At 67.6% G+C, this 15,351-nt stretch carries 17 protein-coding genes; 7 read left to right on the top strand and 10 right to left on the bottom strand.

Translation table 11 applies throughout. The features are described 5' to 3' along the window. Positions 1-38: 38 nt before the first annotated feature. Entirely contained in the window at positions 39-539 is a 501-nt protein-coding gene (gene tsaE, locus ACAM51_RS05365) for a tRNA (adenosine(37)-N6)-threonylcarbamoyltransferase complex ATPase subunit type 1 TsaE (RefSeq protein ID WP_369643772.1), read from the bottom strand. A 39-nt stretch (positions 540-578) separates the two neighbouring features. Between tsaE and queG the strand changes: the two genes are divergently transcribed. Further along, the gene (gene queG / locus ACAM51_RS05360) at positions 579-1,628 is read left to right on the top strand and encodes a tRNA epoxyqueuosine(34) reductase QueG (protein ID WP_369642932.1); all 1,050 of its coding nucleotides are present in this window, start codon (positions 579-581) and stop codon (positions 1,626-1,628) included. Between the two features lie 78 nt (positions 1,629-1,706). Here queG and ACAM51_RS05355 read toward each other — a convergent pair whose 3' ends face one another. Together ACAM51_RS05355 and ACAM51_RS05350 are read right to left on the bottom strand one after the other, a co-directional pair. Beyond that, complete coding sequence (locus ACAM51_RS05355) at positions 1,707-2,393, bottom strand: GDSL-type esterase/lipase family protein (protein ID WP_369642931.1); 687 nt, start codon at positions 2,391-2,393, stop codon at positions 1,707-1,709. Continuing rightward, positions 2,390-3,295, bottom strand: coding sequence for an AEC family transporter (locus ACAM51_RS05350; protein ID WP_218295476.1), 906 nt, complete (start codon positions 3,293-3,295; stop codon positions 2,390-2,392). The genes ACAM51_RS05355 and ACAM51_RS05350 overlap by 4 nt, the downstream gene beginning before the upstream one ends. A gap of 123 nt (positions 3,296-3,418) precedes the next feature. On the opposite strand from ACAM51_RS05350, the gene ACAM51_RS05345 reads away from it, so the two are divergent. From ACAM51_RS05345 to ACAM51_RS05335, 3 genes are all read left to right on the top strand, one after another. Next, entirely contained in the window at positions 3,419-4,384 is a 966-nt protein-coding gene (locus tag ACAM51_RS05345; protein ID WP_218295475.1) for a tripartite tricarboxylate transporter substrate binding protein BugE, read from the top strand. 63 nt (positions 4,385-4,447) lie between these two features. Continuing rightward, positions 4,448-5,347: a site-specific tyrosine recombinase XerD gene (gene xerD, locus ACAM51_RS05340; RefSeq protein ID WP_218295474.1), complete on the top strand. Its 900-nt coding sequence runs from the start codon at positions 4,448-4,450 to the stop codon at positions 5,345-5,347. A gap of 57 nt (positions 5,348-5,404) precedes the next feature. After that, positions 5,405-6,367 (top strand): Bug family tripartite tricarboxylate transporter substrate binding protein, encoded by a 963-nt coding sequence (locus ACAM51_RS05335; RefSeq protein WP_369642930.1) that lies wholly within the window; start codon positions 5,405-5,407, stop codon positions 6,365-6,367. 320 nt (positions 6,368-6,687) lie between these two features. Here ACAM51_RS05335 and ACAM51_RS05330 read toward each other — a convergent pair whose 3' ends face one another. From ACAM51_RS05330 to ACAM51_RS05320, 3 genes are all read right to left on the bottom strand, one after another. Continuing rightward, positions 6,688-7,968 (bottom strand): EAL and HDOD domain-containing protein, encoded by a 1,281-nt coding sequence (locus ACAM51_RS05330; protein WP_218295472.1) that lies wholly within the window; start codon positions 7,966-7,968, stop codon positions 6,688-6,690. A 166-nt stretch (positions 7,969-8,134) separates the two neighbouring features. Beyond that, a complete protein-coding gene (locus ACAM51_RS05325) occupies positions 8,135-9,334 on the bottom strand; it encodes an EAL and HDOD domain-containing protein (RefSeq protein ID WP_255591152.1) in 1,200 nt (399 codons plus the stop codon). Positions 9,335-9,491: 157 nt separating this feature from the next. Continuing rightward, positions 9,492-10,295 (bottom strand): ferritin-like domain-containing protein, encoded by an 804-nt coding sequence (locus tag ACAM51_RS05320; protein ID WP_218295470.1) that lies wholly within the window; start codon positions 10,293-10,295, stop codon positions 9,492-9,494. Between the two features lie 95 nt (positions 10,296-10,390). Between ACAM51_RS05320 and ACAM51_RS05315 the strand changes: the two genes are divergently transcribed. The 3 genes from ACAM51_RS05315 to ACAM51_RS05305 all read left to right on the top strand — a co-directional run bounded on the left by ACAM51_RS05315 (position 10,391) and on the right by ACAM51_RS05305 (position 12,590). After that, a complete protein-coding gene (locus tag ACAM51_RS05315) occupies positions 10,391-10,915 on the top strand; it encodes a gamma carbonic anhydrase family protein (RefSeq protein WP_218340187.1) in 525 nt (174 codons plus the stop codon). Positions 10,916-10,941: 26 nt separating this feature from the next. After that, on the top strand, positions 10,942-11,937 hold the full coding sequence (locus ACAM51_RS05310) for an Hsp33 family molecular chaperone HslO (protein ID WP_218295468.1): 996 nt from the start codon (positions 10,942-10,944) through the stop codon (positions 11,935-11,937). Positions 11,938-12,101: 164 nt separating this feature from the next. After that, on the top strand, positions 12,102-12,590 hold the full coding sequence (locus ACAM51_RS05305; RefSeq protein ID WP_369642929.1) for a CZB domain-containing protein: 489 nt from the start codon (positions 12,102-12,104) through the stop codon (positions 12,588-12,590). A gap of 20 nt (positions 12,591-12,610) precedes the next feature. Here the strand turns inward: ACAM51_RS05305 and ACAM51_RS05300 are convergent, their stop codons facing one another. The 4 genes from ACAM51_RS05300 to ACAM51_RS05285 form a co-directional block, all read right to left on the bottom strand. After that, the gene (locus ACAM51_RS05300) at positions 12,611-13,159 is read right to left on the bottom strand and encodes a hypothetical protein (protein ID WP_369642928.1); all 549 of its coding nucleotides are present in this window, start codon (positions 13,157-13,159) and stop codon (positions 12,611-12,613) included. 47 nt (positions 13,160-13,206) lie between these two features. After that, positions 13,207-13,485, bottom strand: a complete 279-nt coding sequence (locus ACAM51_RS05295) for a septum formation initiator family protein (protein WP_218295465.1) — start codon at positions 13,483-13,485, stop codon at positions 13,207-13,209. A 104-nt stretch (positions 13,486-13,589) separates the two neighbouring features. Further along, the gene (eno, locus tag ACAM51_RS05290; RefSeq protein WP_218295464.1) at positions 13,590-14,876 is read right to left on the bottom strand and encodes a phosphopyruvate hydratase; all 1,287 of its coding nucleotides are present in this window, start codon (positions 14,874-14,876) and stop codon (positions 13,590-13,592) included. 183 nt (positions 14,877-15,059) lie between these two features. Continuing rightward, positions 15,060-15,350 (bottom strand): DUF1330 domain-containing protein, encoded by a 291-nt coding sequence (locus ACAM51_RS05285; RefSeq protein WP_369642927.1) that lies wholly within the window; start codon positions 15,348-15,350, stop codon positions 15,060-15,062. Position 15,351: the final 1 nt, after the last annotated feature.

Genomic DNA, 15,351 nt, shown 5'->3' with positions numbered 1-15,351 from the left:
GCGGGGGCAGGCCGGGGTCGGTGCGGCCGATGGGCGGCTCATGGGTTCAGCAGCCCTTGCAGCATGTGGCGGCCGTTGGCGGTTTGGGCGTGCACCGTGATCTTCCTTTCGGTGTCGTCAATTGCTTCAATGTGTATAGCAAGGTCCGCAGGCGGCGTAAGCGCTGCAGCCTTTTCCGGCCATTCTGCCACCTTGAGCCCCGGGTTGGCAAAAATGTCCCTGAAGCCCGCGTCCTCCCATTCGCGCGGATCGTCGAAGCGGTAGAAATCAAAGTGCCAGATCGCCAGGCCCGGGGCCTCGTGTGGCTCCACCACGGCGTAGGTGGGGCTCTTGATCCGGCCCTGCACGCCCAGGGCGCGCAGCAGGTGGCGCACCAGCGTGGTCTTGCCCGCGCCCAGGTCGCCGTGCAGCGTGACGAAGGCGTTGGACAGCCCCGGCTGCGCGGCCAGGCGCTGCGCGAAGGCGGCGGTGTCATCCTCGCTGCGCCAGGTGAAGGGGGGGGCGGGTTCGGCCGGGGCGGCCGTGCCGCTTCCTACAATCTGGCCGGTATGTGGTGCAACAGTCAACTCGTTCCTCAAATGCAGGAGTGGGCCCGCGAACTGGGATTTTCCCAAATCGGCGTGGCGGGGGTGGACTTGTCCGCCGCAGAGCCCGGCCTTTCGGCCTGGCTGGCGCAGGGCTTCCATGGTGACATGCATTACATGGCATCGCACGGCATGAGGCGCGCGCGCCCGGCCGAACTGGTGCCCGGCACCGTGAGCGTGATCACGGCGCGCATGGATTATTTGCCGCGCGATACGGGCACGGGCACGTCCGGCGGCTGGCAGGCTTTCGAACTGGGGCGCCTGGCCCACCCGCAGGAAGGGATCGTCTCGGTCTATGCCCGGGGGCGCGACTACCACAAGGTGCTGCGCGCCCGCCTGCAAAAACTCAGCGACCGCATCGCCGAGGCCATCGGCCCCTTCGGCCACCGCGTATTCACCGATTCCGCGCCGGTGCTGGAGGCCGAGCTGGCCTCGCGCAGCGGCCAGGGCTGGCGCGGCAAGCACACCCTGGTGCTCAACCGCGAGGCGGGCTCGATGTTCTTCCTGGGCGAGATCTACGTGGACATGGCGTTGCCTGAAAGCGCCCCGGTCACCGCGCACTGCGGCAGCTGCAGCGCCTGCATCGACATCTGCCCCACGCAGGCCATCATCGCGCCGCACCGGCTCGATGCGCGGCGCTGCATCTCGTACCTGACCATCGAGCACGCGGGGCCCATCCCGCTGGAACTGCGGCCGCTCATGGGCAACCGCATCTACGGCTGCGACGACTGCCAGCTCATCTGCCCCTGGAACAAGTTCGCGCAGGCCAGCCGGCTGCCCGACTTCGACGAGCGCAAGGGCCTGGCGGGCCAGCAGCTGGCGCACCTGTTCGCATGGGACGAGGCCACCTTCCTGCGCATGACCGAGGGCGGCCCTATCCGCCGCATTGGCCACGAGCGCTGGCTGCGCAACGTGGCCGTGGCGCTGGGCAATGCGCTGCGTGCCACCGGGGATGAAGCGGTGCGCGCGGCGCTGCAGTCCCGCGCCCAGGACCCCAGCGAGCTGGTGCGTGAGCATGTGGCCTGGGCGCTGGATCTTGAATAAAAATGGATGCTAGCGCTTGATGGATAAGCGCTGGTAGCTATCAAAAAATGAGTATTTGAACCGTGACCTTGTGTGGCTTTACCGTGCCAGCAGTCCAGTGTCCTTGAGCGTTTCCACCAGCCCTTGCGCAAACCGCTCGTAGCCCGCTGCATTGGCGTGGATCTGGTCGGACCGCAGGCGGGCGTCGGACAGCACGCCGGACCAGCCTTTGCTGTGCAGTGGAATCTCCAGCTGGGTCGCCACTTCTTCGTACAGCGCGTGATCGCCCAGCCGGCCGGTGGAGGCCGCCAGGAGCGACAGCTCGGGCACGGCCACCAGCAGCACCTGGGCGCCGCTGGCGCGCGCCTCCGTACAGATGCGCACGATGTTGGCGCGGGTGGTGCTGGCGCTCTGGCGGCGCAGAAAGTCGTTGCCGCCGATGCCCACGATCACCAGCGCGGGCTGGTGCGATTGCAGCAGCGCCGGCAGGCGTTCGAGCGCCTGGGCCGAGGTGTCGCCCGACACGCCGGCGTTGACCACTTTCCAGCCCGTCAGCCGCGCCAGCACGGCAGGGTAGGCGGTGTCGGCCGATGCGCCCACGCCGGAGGTCAGCGAATCACCCAGCGCCAGCACCGTGGCGCCGGTGGGCACCGCCTGCGCGCGCGGGGCCTTGCGCCCGCAGCCCGCCAGCGGCACAAGCGCCACGGCCGCCAGGCCCGCCATCAGTGCGCGGCGGCGTGCTTGGACCAGGGCGGCGGAACGCAGGGCAGGGTGTGGATCGGTCATCGCAGAAATCCCAGGGCAAACGGCAGGCTGACCATGCCCAGCAGGGTCGACAGCGTGACCAGCCCCGCCACGTACGGTCCGTTGTAGCCCATGCGCGCCGCCAGCACATAGCAGGTGGAGGCGGTGGGCAGCGCGGAGAAGGCGAGCAGCATGGTGGTCTGCACCGGGTTCAGCCCAAAGAGGCGCGCCATGCCGAACGCGAGCAGCGGCTGCAGCAGGTGCCGGATGGACAGCACCGCCACGCTCAGCGCCTTGCCGCGCGTGAGCAGGCCAAACTGCAGGCCCGCGCCCGCGGCCATCAGCCCCAGCGCCAGCGATGCCGCGCTGATGCGGCCCACCGTGGGCGCGGCCCAGTCGGGAATCCTGAAGCCCAGCAGGTTGGCCACCAGCCCCGATACCGTGGCGACGATCAGCGGGTTGCGCACCAGCTCCCGCGCGAAGCTGTGCTGGCCGTGCCGCGCCATCGGCCACACGGCCGCCACGTTGAACAGCGGCACGCACACGCCGATCAGCACGGCGATCATGAGCAGGCCCTCGGAGCCCGCCAGGCGCTCGGCAATGGCCAGGCCAATGAACGAGTTGAAGCGGAACGCGACCTGGGCACTGGCGGCATGGTCGCGCGCGTCGATGCGCCGGCCCAGCCAGGGCCAGTGCGGCAGGCTGTAGGCCAGCGCGATCCCGATCAGGCCGGAGATCAGCCCGGCGGCGATCAGCCCCGATGCGGCGCCGATGTCCACGGGGCTCTTGACGATGGACTGGAACAGCAGCACGGGGAACAGCAGGTAGTACACCAGGCTCTCCACCGGCTGCCATACCGAGCGGTTCAGGGCGGTGTAGCGGCAGATGAGGTAGCCGCACAGGATGAGGGAGAAGTCGGGAAGCAGGAGCTGGGCGTAATTCACGCACGGAGAATACTTGATCCGTGTCGTGTTCTGCGGGTTAGCCCTTATGTGGAATCCGCAGGCTGCCAGGACACCGGTTGCGCATACCATCCAGGCTGTCTGTCACCCATGAAGGAGAACTCAATGCATCGTCGTCAATGGCTCGCGCTGACCGTACTGGCTGCCGCCGCAGGGTCCGCTGCCGCCCAGGGCTACCCCAACAAGGTCATCAAGCTGCAGGTGCCCTTCGCGCCCGGCGGTACCACCGACATCATTGCGCGCGTGATCGCCGACCCGCTGGGCAAGGCCCTGGGCCAATCCGTGATCGTGGAAAACAAGGCCGGTGGCGGCGGCATCGTGGGCGCGGCCGAAACCGCCCGTTCGGCGCCGGATGGCTACACGCTGGGCGTGGCCACCGTGTCCACCACGGCGGCCAATCCCGCCATCAATCCCAAGACGCCGTACAACCCGCTGACGGACTTCACGCCCATCATCAACATCGCGGCCACGCCCAACATCATTGCGGTGCACCCCAGCTTCCCCGCCAAGGACTACAAGGCGTTCGTGGCCGAGATCAAGAAGTCGCCCGGCAAGTATTCGTACTCCTCGTCTGGCACGGGCGGCATCGGCCACCTGCAGATGGAGCTGTACAAGAACCTCTCGGGCACCTTCGTGACGCACATCCCCTACCGTGGCGCGGGCCCCGCCCTGAATGACACCGTGGCCGGCCAGGTGCCCATGATTTTCGACAACCTGCCCTCGGCGCTGCCCTTCATCAAGGAAAACCGCCTGGTGCCCATCGTGGTCGCCGCGCCGCAGCGCGTTGCCGCCCTGCCCAACGTGCCCACGTTCAAGGAAATGGGCCTGGAGCCCGTGAACCGCATGGCGTACTACGGCATCGTGGGCCCCAAGGGCCTGTCCAAGGAGGTGGTGGACAAGGTCAACGCCGCCGTGCGCAAGGCGCTGGAAGATCCGGCCGTGAAGAAGCGCATCGAAGACACCGGCTCCATCGTGCTGGGCAACACGCCCGAGCAGTTCGCCGAGCAGATCAAGGCGGAATTCGCCGTGTACAAGGACGTGGTGGTCAAGCAGAAACTGGCGCTCGAATAATTCCGTGCGCACTCCAGAAGCCGCCCGCGCCCGGGCGGCTTTTTTACGTGCTATCGTTTTTGGATGCTTGCCCCCAGCCTGAACGCGATCGATGCCTTTGTGGATGCCCTGTGGCTGGAGGACGGCCTTTCGCGCAACACGCTGGCGGCCTACCGCCGCGACCTGACGCTGTACGCGCAGTGGCTGGCCGCGCAGCAACCCGCCCTGGCGCTGGACGGCACGGCCGAACACCACCTGCAGGGCTACTTCGCGGCGCGCCACGCCGAGACCCGCGCCACGTCGGCCAACCGGCGCCTCACCGTGCTCAGGCGCTACTTTCACTGGGCGCTGCGCGAGCGGCGGATCGCCGCCGACCCCACGGTGCGGCTCACCGCCGCGCGCCAGCCCCTGCGCGTGCCCAAGACCTTGTCGCAGGCGCAGGTGGAGGCACTGCTCGCGGCGCCGGACCTGGGCAACCCCCTGGGACTGCGCGACCGCACCATGCTGGAGCTGATGTACGCCAGCGGCCTGCGCGTGACCGAACTGGTCACGCTCAAGACCTTCCAGCTGGGCCTGAACGAAGGCGTGCTGCGGGTGATGGGCAAGGGCAGCAAGGAGCGGCTGGTGCCGTTTGGCGAAGAGGCGCGGCAGTGGCTGGAACGCTACCTGCGGGAATCGCGTGGCGAGATCCTTGCGGGCCAGCAGACCGACGACCTGTTCGTGACCCAGCGCGGCAGCGGCATGACCCGCGTGATGTTCTGGGTCATCGTCAAGAAGTGGGCGGCCGTCGCCGGCATCACCACGCCGCTCTCGCCGCACACGCTGCGGCACGCGTTCGCCACGCACCTGCTCAACCATGGCGCCGACCTGCGCGTGGTGCAGCTGCTGCTGGGGCATGCGGACATTTCCACGACCACCATCTACACCCACGTGGCGCGGGAGCGGCTCAAGTCGCTGCACGCGCAGCACCATCCACGCGGCTAGCGCAGCAGGCAGACAGGCCGTGTGACCGACCCCCTCGATACCAACCAGGAGACATGCATGAAAAAAATGATTGCCGGCGCGCTGCTGCTGGGCGCCGCCACCCTGTCCATGGCACAGGCCTGGCCCGCGGCCAAGCCCATCCGGCTCATCGTGGGCTACCCGCCAGGGGGCGGCATCGACTTTGCCGCGCGCACCGTGCAGGTGCCGCTGCAGGAAGCGCTCAAGCAGCAGATCGTGGTGGACTACAAGCCGGGCGCGGGCGGCATGCTGGCCGCCACGGAGCTCACGCGCGCGGCGCCGGACGGCTACACCATCCTGCTGGCCAATACCGGCCCTTTCGCCATCGCGCCCTACCTGCAGCGCAAGATGCCCTATGACCCGCTCAAGCAGTTCAGCTACATCGGCCAGATCAGCCAGGGCAGCTACATCGCGGTGACCCGGCTGGACCACCCGGCCAAGGACCTCAAGGAATGGGTGGCCTGGGCCAAGGCCAACGCCGGCAAGGTGAACTTCGCCTCGGGCGGCGCGGGCACGTCCACCCACCTCAATGGCGAGCTCATGAACCAGGCCACCGGGCTGGACGTGACGCACGTGCCATACAAGGGCAGTGCGCCCGCGGTGCAGGATCTGATCGGCGGCCAGACGCAACTGCTCATCGACGCGGGTACGGTGCTGCTGCCCCAGATCAAGGGCGGTAAGCTCAAGGCGCTGGCCGTGACCGGCCCCCGGCGCGATCCACAGCTGCTCGATGTGCCCACGGTCGGTGAGCTGGGCTTCGCGGCGATGGAGTCCGTGGGCTTCCAGGGCCTGGTGGGGCCGGCCGGCATGCCCAGGGACACCGTGGACAGGCTGGCCGCCGAACTGGCGAAGGTGCTGGCGCAGGCCGACGTGAAAGCCAAGTTCGCGTCCACGGGGTCCGAAGTGCATTCGCTGGGCCCTGTGGAGTTCTTCAGCTTCGTGAAGGGCGAGAACGAGAAATGGGCCAAGCTTATCCGCGAGCGCAAGCTCGAACTCGATTGATGGATTCTCCTGCCGCCCGAGGGCGCGGTCTTTTCAGCACCTGAAGGCAAGGCGGGCAGGCTCCAGCCGCTGGCGGTGGGAGCGCCCGCACGGCCCGATCTGCCGTCGCCGGTTGGCATCCATGTCCCCGCGCAGGCGCCTTCCGCCATCCTGGCCCTGGGGGACATCCGCCGCAAGCTGGATGCCGCCGGCAACGCGCGCACCCTCCGCATGGCGGGCATCCGGGGAAACAATTGACCGGCATGACAACGCAGCGGGCCCTGGATGACCAGGGCCCGGGTGTGCGAATGCCGGGCCAAGGGGCCCCGCGACGGCGTGCCTCAGTCTTCGTTGAGGCTCTCGGCCCAGGTCAGGGCCTGCAGGTGGGCCCAGTTGACCTGGCGGTTGGACAGGTGCAGCGCGTCGGCCGCCTTGGCAAAGGCCACCTCATCGCCGCTCTCGCAGGCCTTGGTCAGCTCCAGGAAGGGCGCGAACACGCCGCTGCCGCGCAGCAGCGCGTCCATCACCGGTTCGGGCAGGGCCACGGATTCCAGCGCCTTATCGAGCGGCACGCCCAGCATGGTGTCGAGCAGGGAGAACACGCCCACCACGAAGGCGTTGTCGCATTCCTCGGGCGGCAGCAGTTCGGCGGCCAGCAGCTCCATCAGGCGGCCGCGCACCACGGCGGTCTGGCCCACCGCCGGCGGCACACCGCCCGCGCGTGAGGTGGTCATCAGGAGGGCCGCCCAGCGGAACAGCTTCTTGAGGCCGAGGATCATCACCGCGTGGCGGAACGAGGTGATCTCGCACGAGAGCCCGAAGCCCGAGGAGTTGATGAAGCGCAGCAGGTTGAAGGACAGAGTGGGGTCCTTCTTGAGCAGGTCCTCGATCTCGGCGGTGGTGGCCTGCTTGCGCACCAGGTTGAGGAGCTGGATGATGGTGGCCTGCGAAGGGCGGATCGTCGTGGCCTTCACGAGCGACGGCTGGGCGAACCAGAAGCCCTGGAACAGCTTGACGCCCAGGCCCCGCATCAGTTCGTACTGTTCGGCGGTCTCCACTTTTTCGGCCACCAGCGTGGCCTTGCTGTGGGTGGTGGAAAACTTGACCAGCGGCCCCGCCAGTTCGGGCTTGAAGGCCATCATGTCCAGCTTGATGAAAGCGGCCAGCGGCAGCCAGCTGGTGTAGGCGCGGCGCAGCGCCTGCTGGTCGAAGGCCAGCCGAAAGCCGCGGGTGCGCAGGGCCTCCAGGGTGGGCACCCGGCCTTCGATTTCCTCGGGGGTGGCCGTGTCGTGCAGCGGCGGTACTTCCAGCACCACCTTTTCGGGGTGGATCAGTTCCAGGTGGCCGCCGGAAAGGCTGTCGTGGGTGCAGTTGATGAACACCGTCTTCTTGCCGACCAGGGCTTCGGTGCCGGCGTACGACAGGGCGTTGAAGAGCAGCGCGGCATCGCTGGCCGCCGTGTGGGAGTCCGAGGCCGTGGACCGGTCGAACAGCTCGTAGCCATAGACGGCGCGGGATTCGTCCACGATGGCCTGTCGCGCAATGATGGCAATGTTCTCATCCACGGGTTCAACCGCGGGTGAATCAGCTTGCGGGGCGTCTTGTTCAGGTGTGCTCGACATGGGGTCCGCTGTGGTGAAGGGCTGGGGTCTGCACTGATTCTAGACCGGCATGCCACTTCGCGAACTGGCCGCGCGGATTTAGATGGCGGCCAAGGCGGCTGCGGCCAGCGTGCCCCGTGCGGCCCCGCAGGCCGCGCGGCGGGGGCGTGGGACGCGCAACCGGGGCTCAGTCCGCAAGCTGGTCAGCCCAGGCCAGGGCCTGCAGGTGCGCGAAGTTGATCTGCTGGCTGGTGAGGTGCAGCAAGCCGGCCGTGCGGTCGAATACCACGTCGTCGCTGGATTCGCAGGCTTCGGCCAGCGTGAGCAGGTCTCCGAGGAAGCCTTCGCGCCGCAGCAGCGCCGCCGCCACGGGCTCGGGCACGTTGAGCAGCCCCAGCGCGGATTCCATGGGCATGGACAGCATCACGTCGAGCAGCGAGAAGATGCCCACCACGAAGGCCTGGTCGGCTTCCTCGGGGGGCAGGGTTTCCAGGGCCAGCAGCTCCATCAGGCGGCCGCGCACCACGGCGGTCTGGCCGACGGAGGAGGGGGTGCCACTGGTGCGCGACGCGGTGAGCAGCAGCGCCGCCCAGCGGAACAGTTTCTTGAGGCCCATGAGCATCACGGCCTGGCGGAAGGAGGTGATCTCGCGCGACAGGCCGAATCCCGCGGAGTTGATCAGGCGCATCAGGTTGAAGGCCAGGCCCGCGTCCTTCTTGAGCACTTCCTCGATGTCGTCCGTGCTGGCCTGCTTGCGCACCTGATTGATGAGCTCGATGATGCTCGCCTGCGAGGGCGTGAGCAGCTTGGCCTCGACCAGGGCTGGGCGCGCGAACCAGTAGCCCTGGAACATCTGCACGCCCTGGCTGGACACCATGTCGTACTGCTGGGCGGTTTCCACCTTCTCGGCGATCAGCTCGGCCTGGCAGTGGCGGCCTGCGTAGCTGATGAGCACGGCCAGCTGGTCGGGCGCCAGCACCGACAGGTCGAGCTTGATGTAGTCGGCCAGCGGCAGCCAGGGGGCATAGGCCGACTGCAGCACCGTGTGGTTGAACGCCAGGTGGAAGCCGCGCTCGCGCAGTTCGGCCAGAATGGGCATGCGCGTGGCGACCTCTTCGGCGGCGGTGTGGCCCAGGGGCGGAATCTCCAGCACCACCTTGTCGGGGTCCACCAGTTCGAGGTGGCCGCCGGAGAGGCTCTCGTGCGTGCAGTTGACGAAGATGAGCTTCTTGCCCACCAGCTCTTCGGTGCCCGCGTGCGAGAGTGCGGTGAAGACCAGGATGACGTCGGTGGCGGCCGTGTGCGCCGCGCCGCTGCGCGAGCGGTTGAACAGCTCGTAGCCGACCACCACCTGCTGCGCGTTGACGATGGCCTGCCGCGCGATCATCGCGACCGAGGACTGGGTGCCGGGGGGCGGGGCGAGGGAGGCCCCAGGGGCGGAGAGTGAAGTCATGGTCAGAGGTTCGGGTGAGTGTGTTGCCGCTTCAGCGGCCGCAGGCGCCGCGGATTGTAGGAGCCATCGCATGTCGGCGCATGGTGGTGGATCAGACCTGTTGCAGCCACCGCAGCTCGGCGTCGGTAAATCCGGCGCTGCGGCGCGCTTTTTCATTGAACGGGGGCTTCAGGCGGGGGGCCTCGTATTGCCTGACCAGGGCGCCATAGTGGGTTTCAGGGTCCACGCCCCGGCGCTCGCACAGCCAGCGGTACCAGTGGTTGCCGATGGCCACGTGGCCGACCTCCTCGCGCAGGATGGTGTCGAGAATCTCCACGGCGGCCAGCGCATCGGGCGTGCCCACCTGGCGCAGCTTGGCCTGGATCTGCGGCGTGGCGTCCAGGCCGCGCGCCTCCAGCGTGCGTGGCACCAGCGCCATGCGCGCCAGGATGTCGTGCCGCGTCTTCTCGCACATCGTCCACAGGCCTTGGTGGGCCGGGAAGTCGCCGTAGTCGTGCCCCTGGCCGCGAAGGTGGTCGCGCAGCAGGCGGAAATGCTGTGCCTCCTCGCCCGCCACGCGCATCCAGTCGGTGTAGTAGGCGCGGGGCATGCCGTCGAAACGCCAGACCGCGTCCAGCGCCAGGTTGATGGCATTGAATTCGATGTGCGCGATGGCATGGATGAGGACTGCGCGCCCCTCGGCCGTCGCGGGCGAGCGGCGGGCCACCTGCGTGTGGCGCAGCAGCAGGGGCCGCTCCGGCCGGCCGGGCAGGGCCGCGGGATCCAGCGGGGCCTCAGGGGCTTTGTCTGCTATGGAAAGAATAGCTGCTTGCGATTGCAGATCAAGCGCTGCGGCCGCTTTTTGTTCAGGGTCTGCAAGGCACAAAACCTGCAATGCACGGTGGCGAAGCTCCATCCTTACAATTCTAGGCCCTGCCACCCGGAACACTGCACACGCTTTGTAACCATTGGCAGGCCCGGTTCCGGCCTTCATTTTTCTGGAGTGTTTGCATGGCGATTTACGAACTCGACGGCGTGGCGCCGCAGCTGGCGGCTTCGGCCTGGGTGGCGGAAGGCGCCCAGGTCATGGGAAACGTCGTTCTTGGCGAGGATGCCAGTGTCTGGTTTGGCACGGTGGTGCGTGGCGACACCGAGAGCATCACCATCGGCGCGGGCTCGAACATCCAGGACGCGAGCGTGCTGCATGCCGACATCGGCAAGCCGCTGGTCATCGGCGAGCGCGTGACGGTGGGCCACCAGGTCATGCTGCACGGCTGCACCATCGGCGACGAGTCGCTGATCGGCATCGGGGCCATCGTGCTCAACGGCGCCAAGATTGGCAGGCACTGCCTGGTGGGCGCGGGCGCCCTGGTGACCGAGGGCAAGGAGTTTCCCGATGGTTCCATGATCATCGGCAGCCCGGCCAAGGCCGTGCGCGAACTCACGCCCGAGCAGATCGAGGGCCTGCGCCAGAGCGCCCAGCACTACATCGACAACGCGCGCCGCTTTCAGCGCGGCCTGCACAAAATCGGCTGAACGCCGACCCTTTCTGGAACCCTTGCGTGTCTGAACTCCACAAGTTTCTCTTCGACGGCCTGCCAGTGCGCGGCATGATCGTGCGCCTGACCGATGCCTGGACCGAGATCCTGCGCCGCCGCGCGGGCAATACCGGCACCGGCGCCTACCCCGCCCCGGTGAGCGAGCTGCTGGGCGAGATGGCCGCCGCCGGCGTGCTGATGCAGTCCAACATCAAGTTCAACGGCGCGCTGGTGCTGCAGGTGTTTGGCGACGGCCCCGTGAAGCTGGCCGTGGCCGAGGTGCAGTCGGACCTGAGCCTGCGCGCCACCGCCACGGTCAACAGCGAGGTGCCCGAGGGCGCGCCCCTGAGCCAGATGGTGAACGTGGGCGGCGGTGGCCGCTGCGCCATCACGCTCGACCCCAAGGACCGCCACCCCGGCCAGCAGCCCTACCAGGGCGTGGTGCCGCTGTATGGCGACCGGCACGAGAAGCTGGAACGCCTGTCGGATGTGCTGCAGCACTACATGCTGCAGTCCGAGCAGCTGGACACCATCCTGGTCCTGGGCGCCAACGAACAGGTGGCCGCGGGCCTGCTGATCCAGCGCATGCCGATCAAGGGCGAGGGCAACCTGGCCGAGGGCCTCACCCACCGCGAGAACGAAGACCAGATCGGCCACAACGAGGACTACAACCGCATCGCGCACCTGGCTGCCAGCCTGACGCGCGAGGAACTGCTGACCCTGGACGTGGACACCATCCTGCGCCGCCTGTTCTGGGAGGAAAAGCTGCTGCGCTTCGAGCCCCAGCAGGGTGCCAGCGGCCCGCGTTTTGCCTGCACCTGCAGCCGTGAGCGCGTGAGCAACATGCTGCGCAACCTGGGCAGCGAAGAGGCCGAGAGCATCCTGTCCGAGCGCGACGACATCGAGGTCGGCTGCGAATTCTGCGGCCAGCAGTACCGTTTCGACGCCGTGGACGCCGCGCAGATCTTCGTGCCGCCGTCCTCCAGCCAGCCGCCCGGGCCGAGCGGAATCCTGCAGTAGCCCGCCGCGCCGGCTGACCATCGTTGACAATCGCCCGCCGCCATCGCGCCTAAGATCGGCGCTCTCCACACGGCCCCGGGCGTTGCCGCCCGCGATGTCCGCCGGTCGCCGCGCACTTGGGGTGCGCGTGCGCCGCCTGTCCGTGTGGCGCAGCAAGAGGGGCTATGGATTTTTTTCGTCGTGTATTTGGCGCCCGCGGGCGGGAGGCCGGGCCGTCGCTGGAGCTGTGCGACAGCGGCAGCGCAGGGGCACAGGATTCGCAACGCGCGGACACCGTGCTCGCGGCCCTCGACATCGACGCAGCCATCAATGCCCACGAACGCTGGAAGGCGCACCTCATGGACTACCTCGAAGGGCGCACCACCCAGGGCCTGGACCCTTCGGAGGTGCGACGCGGCGACCGTGGCGCGCTGGGGCGGTGGCTGCATGGCGTGGGCGGGGAACTGCTGGGCGACCAGCCCGCCTATGCCGTGCTGATGGCGCGCCACCAGTATTTTCACGAACAGGCCGCAATGCTGGTGGCACTGGCCCAGCAGGGCGAATGGGACAAGGCCGTGCAGGTGCTCAACGGCGGATACCGCTACGGCTCCAGCCAGGTCGTGCTGCTCCTCAAGGAACTCAAGCGCGGCCTGGTGCAGCAGCCACTGCCCTGACGGAATGGCCGGATGGCGGGTCAGGCGCCGCGGGCGTTCCGGCCGGTCAGGGCGGTGAACAGGCGGTGCTCGCACTCCGGATCGCTGCACTTCTCGCAGTTCCAGGCGCGCAGGCGTGCCGTGCGCGCGGGCCGAGCAGCCGGTGTGGGGGCAGAAGTGCTGCCGGTACTCCACAGACTGGCGTCCGGAGCCATGTTTTTGATGGCGTTCAGCGCATTGGCGAGCCGCTGATCGCCATGGCCATACACCACCTGATAGCCCATCTCCCGCTGGGCGAGGTCCGTGCGCAGGCGCGCATCGGCGGCTTCCTGTTCGGGCCGGTCGCGCGCGGGGCAGGGCAGATCGAGCCCCATCAGCAGCACGTGTCGGGTGGCATCGGCCTGGCCCGGGGAATGCAGGCCGCCCAGGTCGTGGCTCCACAGAATGCGCACCGCCCCGGGGGGCAGGCGTTCCTGCAGCGCGGCGGCCAGCGCCTGCGCGCCGGTGCCGGGCGCGCCGAGCAGGACAACGAGGGTGGGCTGGGACGGCACGATGGCAGGAGGGCGAGAGGTGGAGAAGGAGGGGGGCACGCCCCTGTCCAAGGCCGGGGCCGGGATAGCGCCGCGGTGGCCGCGGCTCAGCGCGGCGTGAACTGCACGTAGACTTCGTTGGGCTTGACCATGCCCAGCTCGCTGCGTGCCTTTTCTTCCACCATGTCGAGCCCTTCCTTGAGGTCATGCACCTCGGAGGACAAGCGTTCGTTGGCCTGCCGGGCCTGGTCGTTGGCCGCCTTCTGCACGTCGATCTGCCGCTGCATCTCGTTGACGCGCGGCACGCTGCCCCGCCCGAGCCAGAGCTGGGCGTGCAGTGCTGCCAGCAAGGCCAGCAGGATGACGGGAACAATGCGGGAGACCATCGCTTACCCCTTGGCGTGGGGTTTTGCCACCGGGCCGCCCCAAGGCAACACGCGGCCCCCTGGGGAGGCAGGGAGCCACAGGCAGTGGGCGACCTTGGGGGCCATTACTTCAGGTTATAGAACGCAGCGCGGCCGGGGTAGTGCGCGATCTCGCCCAGGTCTTCCTCGATGCGCAGCAGCTGGTTGTACTTGGCGATGCGGTCCGAACGCGACAGCGAGCCGGTCTTGATCTGGCCCGCATTCGTGCCCACGGCGATGTCGGCGATGGTGCTGTCTTCGGTTTCGCCCGAGCGGTGCGAGATCACGGCGGTGTAGCCGGCGCGCTTGGCCATCTCGATGGCGGCGAAGGTTTCGGTCAGCGTGCCGATCTGGTTGATCTTGATCAGGATCGAATTGGCAATGCGCTTGTCGATGCCTTCCTTCAGGATCTTGGTGTTGGTCACGAACAGGTCGTCGCCCACCAGCTGCACCTTGTCGCCCAGGCGTTCGGTCAGGTGCTTCCAGCCATCCCAGTCGCCTTCGTGCATGCCGTCTTCGATGCTGATGATGGGGTACTTGTCCACCCAGGCCGCCAGCATGTCGGTCCATTGCTGGGCGGTGAGCTTCAGGCCGCCTTCGCCTTCGAGCACATACATGCCGTCCTTGTAGAACTCGCTCGCGGCGCAGTCCAGGCCCAGGGCGATCTGCTCGCCCGCCGTGTAGCCAGCGGCTTCGATGGCTTGCAGGATGAGGCGGATGGCCGCTTCGTGGTTCTCGACGCTGGGGGCAAAGCCGCCTTCGTCGCCCACGGCGGTGCTCATCCCCTTGTCGTGGATGATCTTCTTGAGAGCGTGGAATACCTCGGCGCCCCAGCGCACGGCTTCGCGGAAGGTCGGTGCGCCCACGGGGATGATCATGAACTCCTGCAGGTCCAGGCTGTTGTTGGCGTGCGCGCCGCCGTTGATCACGTTCATCATGGGCACGGGCAACTGCACGCTGCCCATGCCGCCCAGGTAGCGGTACAGCGGCAGGCCGGACTCTTCGGCGGCGGCGCGGGCCACGGCCATGGAGACCGCCAGCATGGCATTGGCGCCCAGGCGACTCTTGTTCTCGGTGCCGTCGAGGTCGATCAGGGTCTTGTCCAGGAAGGCCTGTTCGGAGGCATCCAGGCCCAGCACGGCTTCGCTGATCTCGGTGTTGATGTGCTCCACGGCCTTGAGCACGCCCTTGCCCAGGTAGCGGCTCTTGTCGCCATCGCGCATTTCAATGGCTTCGCGGCTGCCGGTGGACGCACCGGAAGGCACGGCGGCACGGCCCATCACGCCCGATTCCAGCAGCACGTCGCATTCGACGGTGGGGTTGCCGCGGCTGTCCAGCACTTCGCGGCCTACGATGTCAACAATGGCACTCATGATTTTCCTTGAGGTTTTTGAAATTCATTCAGACGGGCGGGACGGGCTTTGCTTGTTCAGGCCAAATGGCAAAATGGCCGCTTGGGCGCGTCTGTAGTCATTTTATGCTACTGATTTGATAGTGAATCAGCCTGCAGGTACGAACCGGGTACAACCCGACCGGCGTGAGCTGGCCGCCGCGTATCAGATGCCCTCGACGCACACCATGCGCATGATGGCGGCGCCTTCGCGGGCGGCCTTGGCTTTCTGGTATTCGGGTGTGTCGTAGAAGGCGCGCGCGGCCTCGAAGCTGGGGAACTTGAGCAGCACGGTGCGGCCGGGGTTCCAGTCGCCCTCCAGCACTTCCACCTTGCCGCCGCGAATGCACACCTCGGCGCCATGCGCCTGCATGGCCACGGTGCTCCACTTTTTGTACTCTTCGTACTGCTCAGGGTTGGTGACGGTGACGGATGCGATGACGTAACCACTGCTCATG

Source organism: Acidovorax sp. A79 (assembly GCF_041154505.1).
GTDB lineage: Bacteria > Pseudomonadota > Gammaproteobacteria > Burkholderiales > Burkholderiaceae_C > Acidovorax.
Note: the sequence above shows the minus strand (reverse complement) of the source record. Positions and strands in the feature narration are given on the sequence as shown.

What these genes read in the sequence shown, in the direction of transcription:
- queG (WP_369642932.1), top strand. Translation starts at nt 579, where the DNA reads ATGCAGGAGTGGGCCCGCGAACTGGGATTTTCCCAAATCGGCGTGGCG.
- ACAM51_RS05355 (WP_369642931.1), bottom strand. Translation starts at nt 2,393, where the DNA reads ATGACCGATCCACACCCTGCCCTGCGTTCCGCCGCCCTGGTCCAAGCA.
- ACAM51_RS05345 (WP_218295475.1), top strand. Translation starts at nt 3,419, where the DNA reads ATGCATCGTCGTCAATGGCTCGCGCTGACCGTACTGGCTGCCGCCGCA.
- xerD (WP_218295474.1), top strand. Translation starts at nt 4,448, where the DNA reads ATGCTTGCCCCCAGCCTGAACGCGATCGATGCCTTTGTGGATGCCCTG.
- ACAM51_RS05335 (WP_369642930.1), top strand. Translation starts at nt 5,405, where the DNA reads ATGAAAAAAATGATTGCCGGCGCGCTGCTGCTGGGCGCCGCCACCCTG.
- ACAM51_RS05330 (WP_218295472.1), bottom strand. Translation starts at nt 7,968, where the DNA reads ATGTCGAGCACACCTGAACAAGACGCCCCGCAAGCTGATTCACCCGCG.
- ACAM51_RS05325 (WP_255591152.1), bottom strand. Translation starts at nt 9,334, where the DNA reads ATGATCGCGCGGCAGGCCATCGTCAACGCGCAGCAGGTGGTGGTCGGC.
- ACAM51_RS05320 (WP_218295470.1), bottom strand. Translation starts at nt 10,295, where the DNA reads ATGGAGCTTCGCCACCGTGCATTGCAGGTTTTGTGCCTTGCAGACCCT.
- ACAM51_RS05315 (WP_218340187.1), top strand. Translation starts at nt 10,391, where the DNA reads ATGGCGATTTACGAACTCGACGGCGTGGCGCCGCAGCTGGCGGCTTCG.
- ACAM51_RS05305 (WP_369642929.1), top strand. Translation starts at nt 12,102, where the DNA reads ATGGATTTTTTTCGTCGTGTATTTGGCGCCCGCGGGCGGGAGGCCGGG.
- ACAM51_RS05295 (WP_218295465.1), bottom strand. Translation starts at nt 13,485, where the DNA reads ATGGTCTCCCGCATTGTTCCCGTCATCCTGCTGGCCTTGCTGGCAGCA.
- eno (WP_218295464.1), bottom strand. Translation starts at nt 14,876, where the DNA reads ATGAGTGCCATTGTTGACATCGTAGGCCGCGAAGTGCTGGACAGCCGC.
- ACAM51_RS05285 (WP_369642927.1), bottom strand. Translation starts at nt 15,350, where the DNA reads ATGAGCAGTGGTTACGTCATCGCATCCGTCACCGTCACCAACCCTGAG.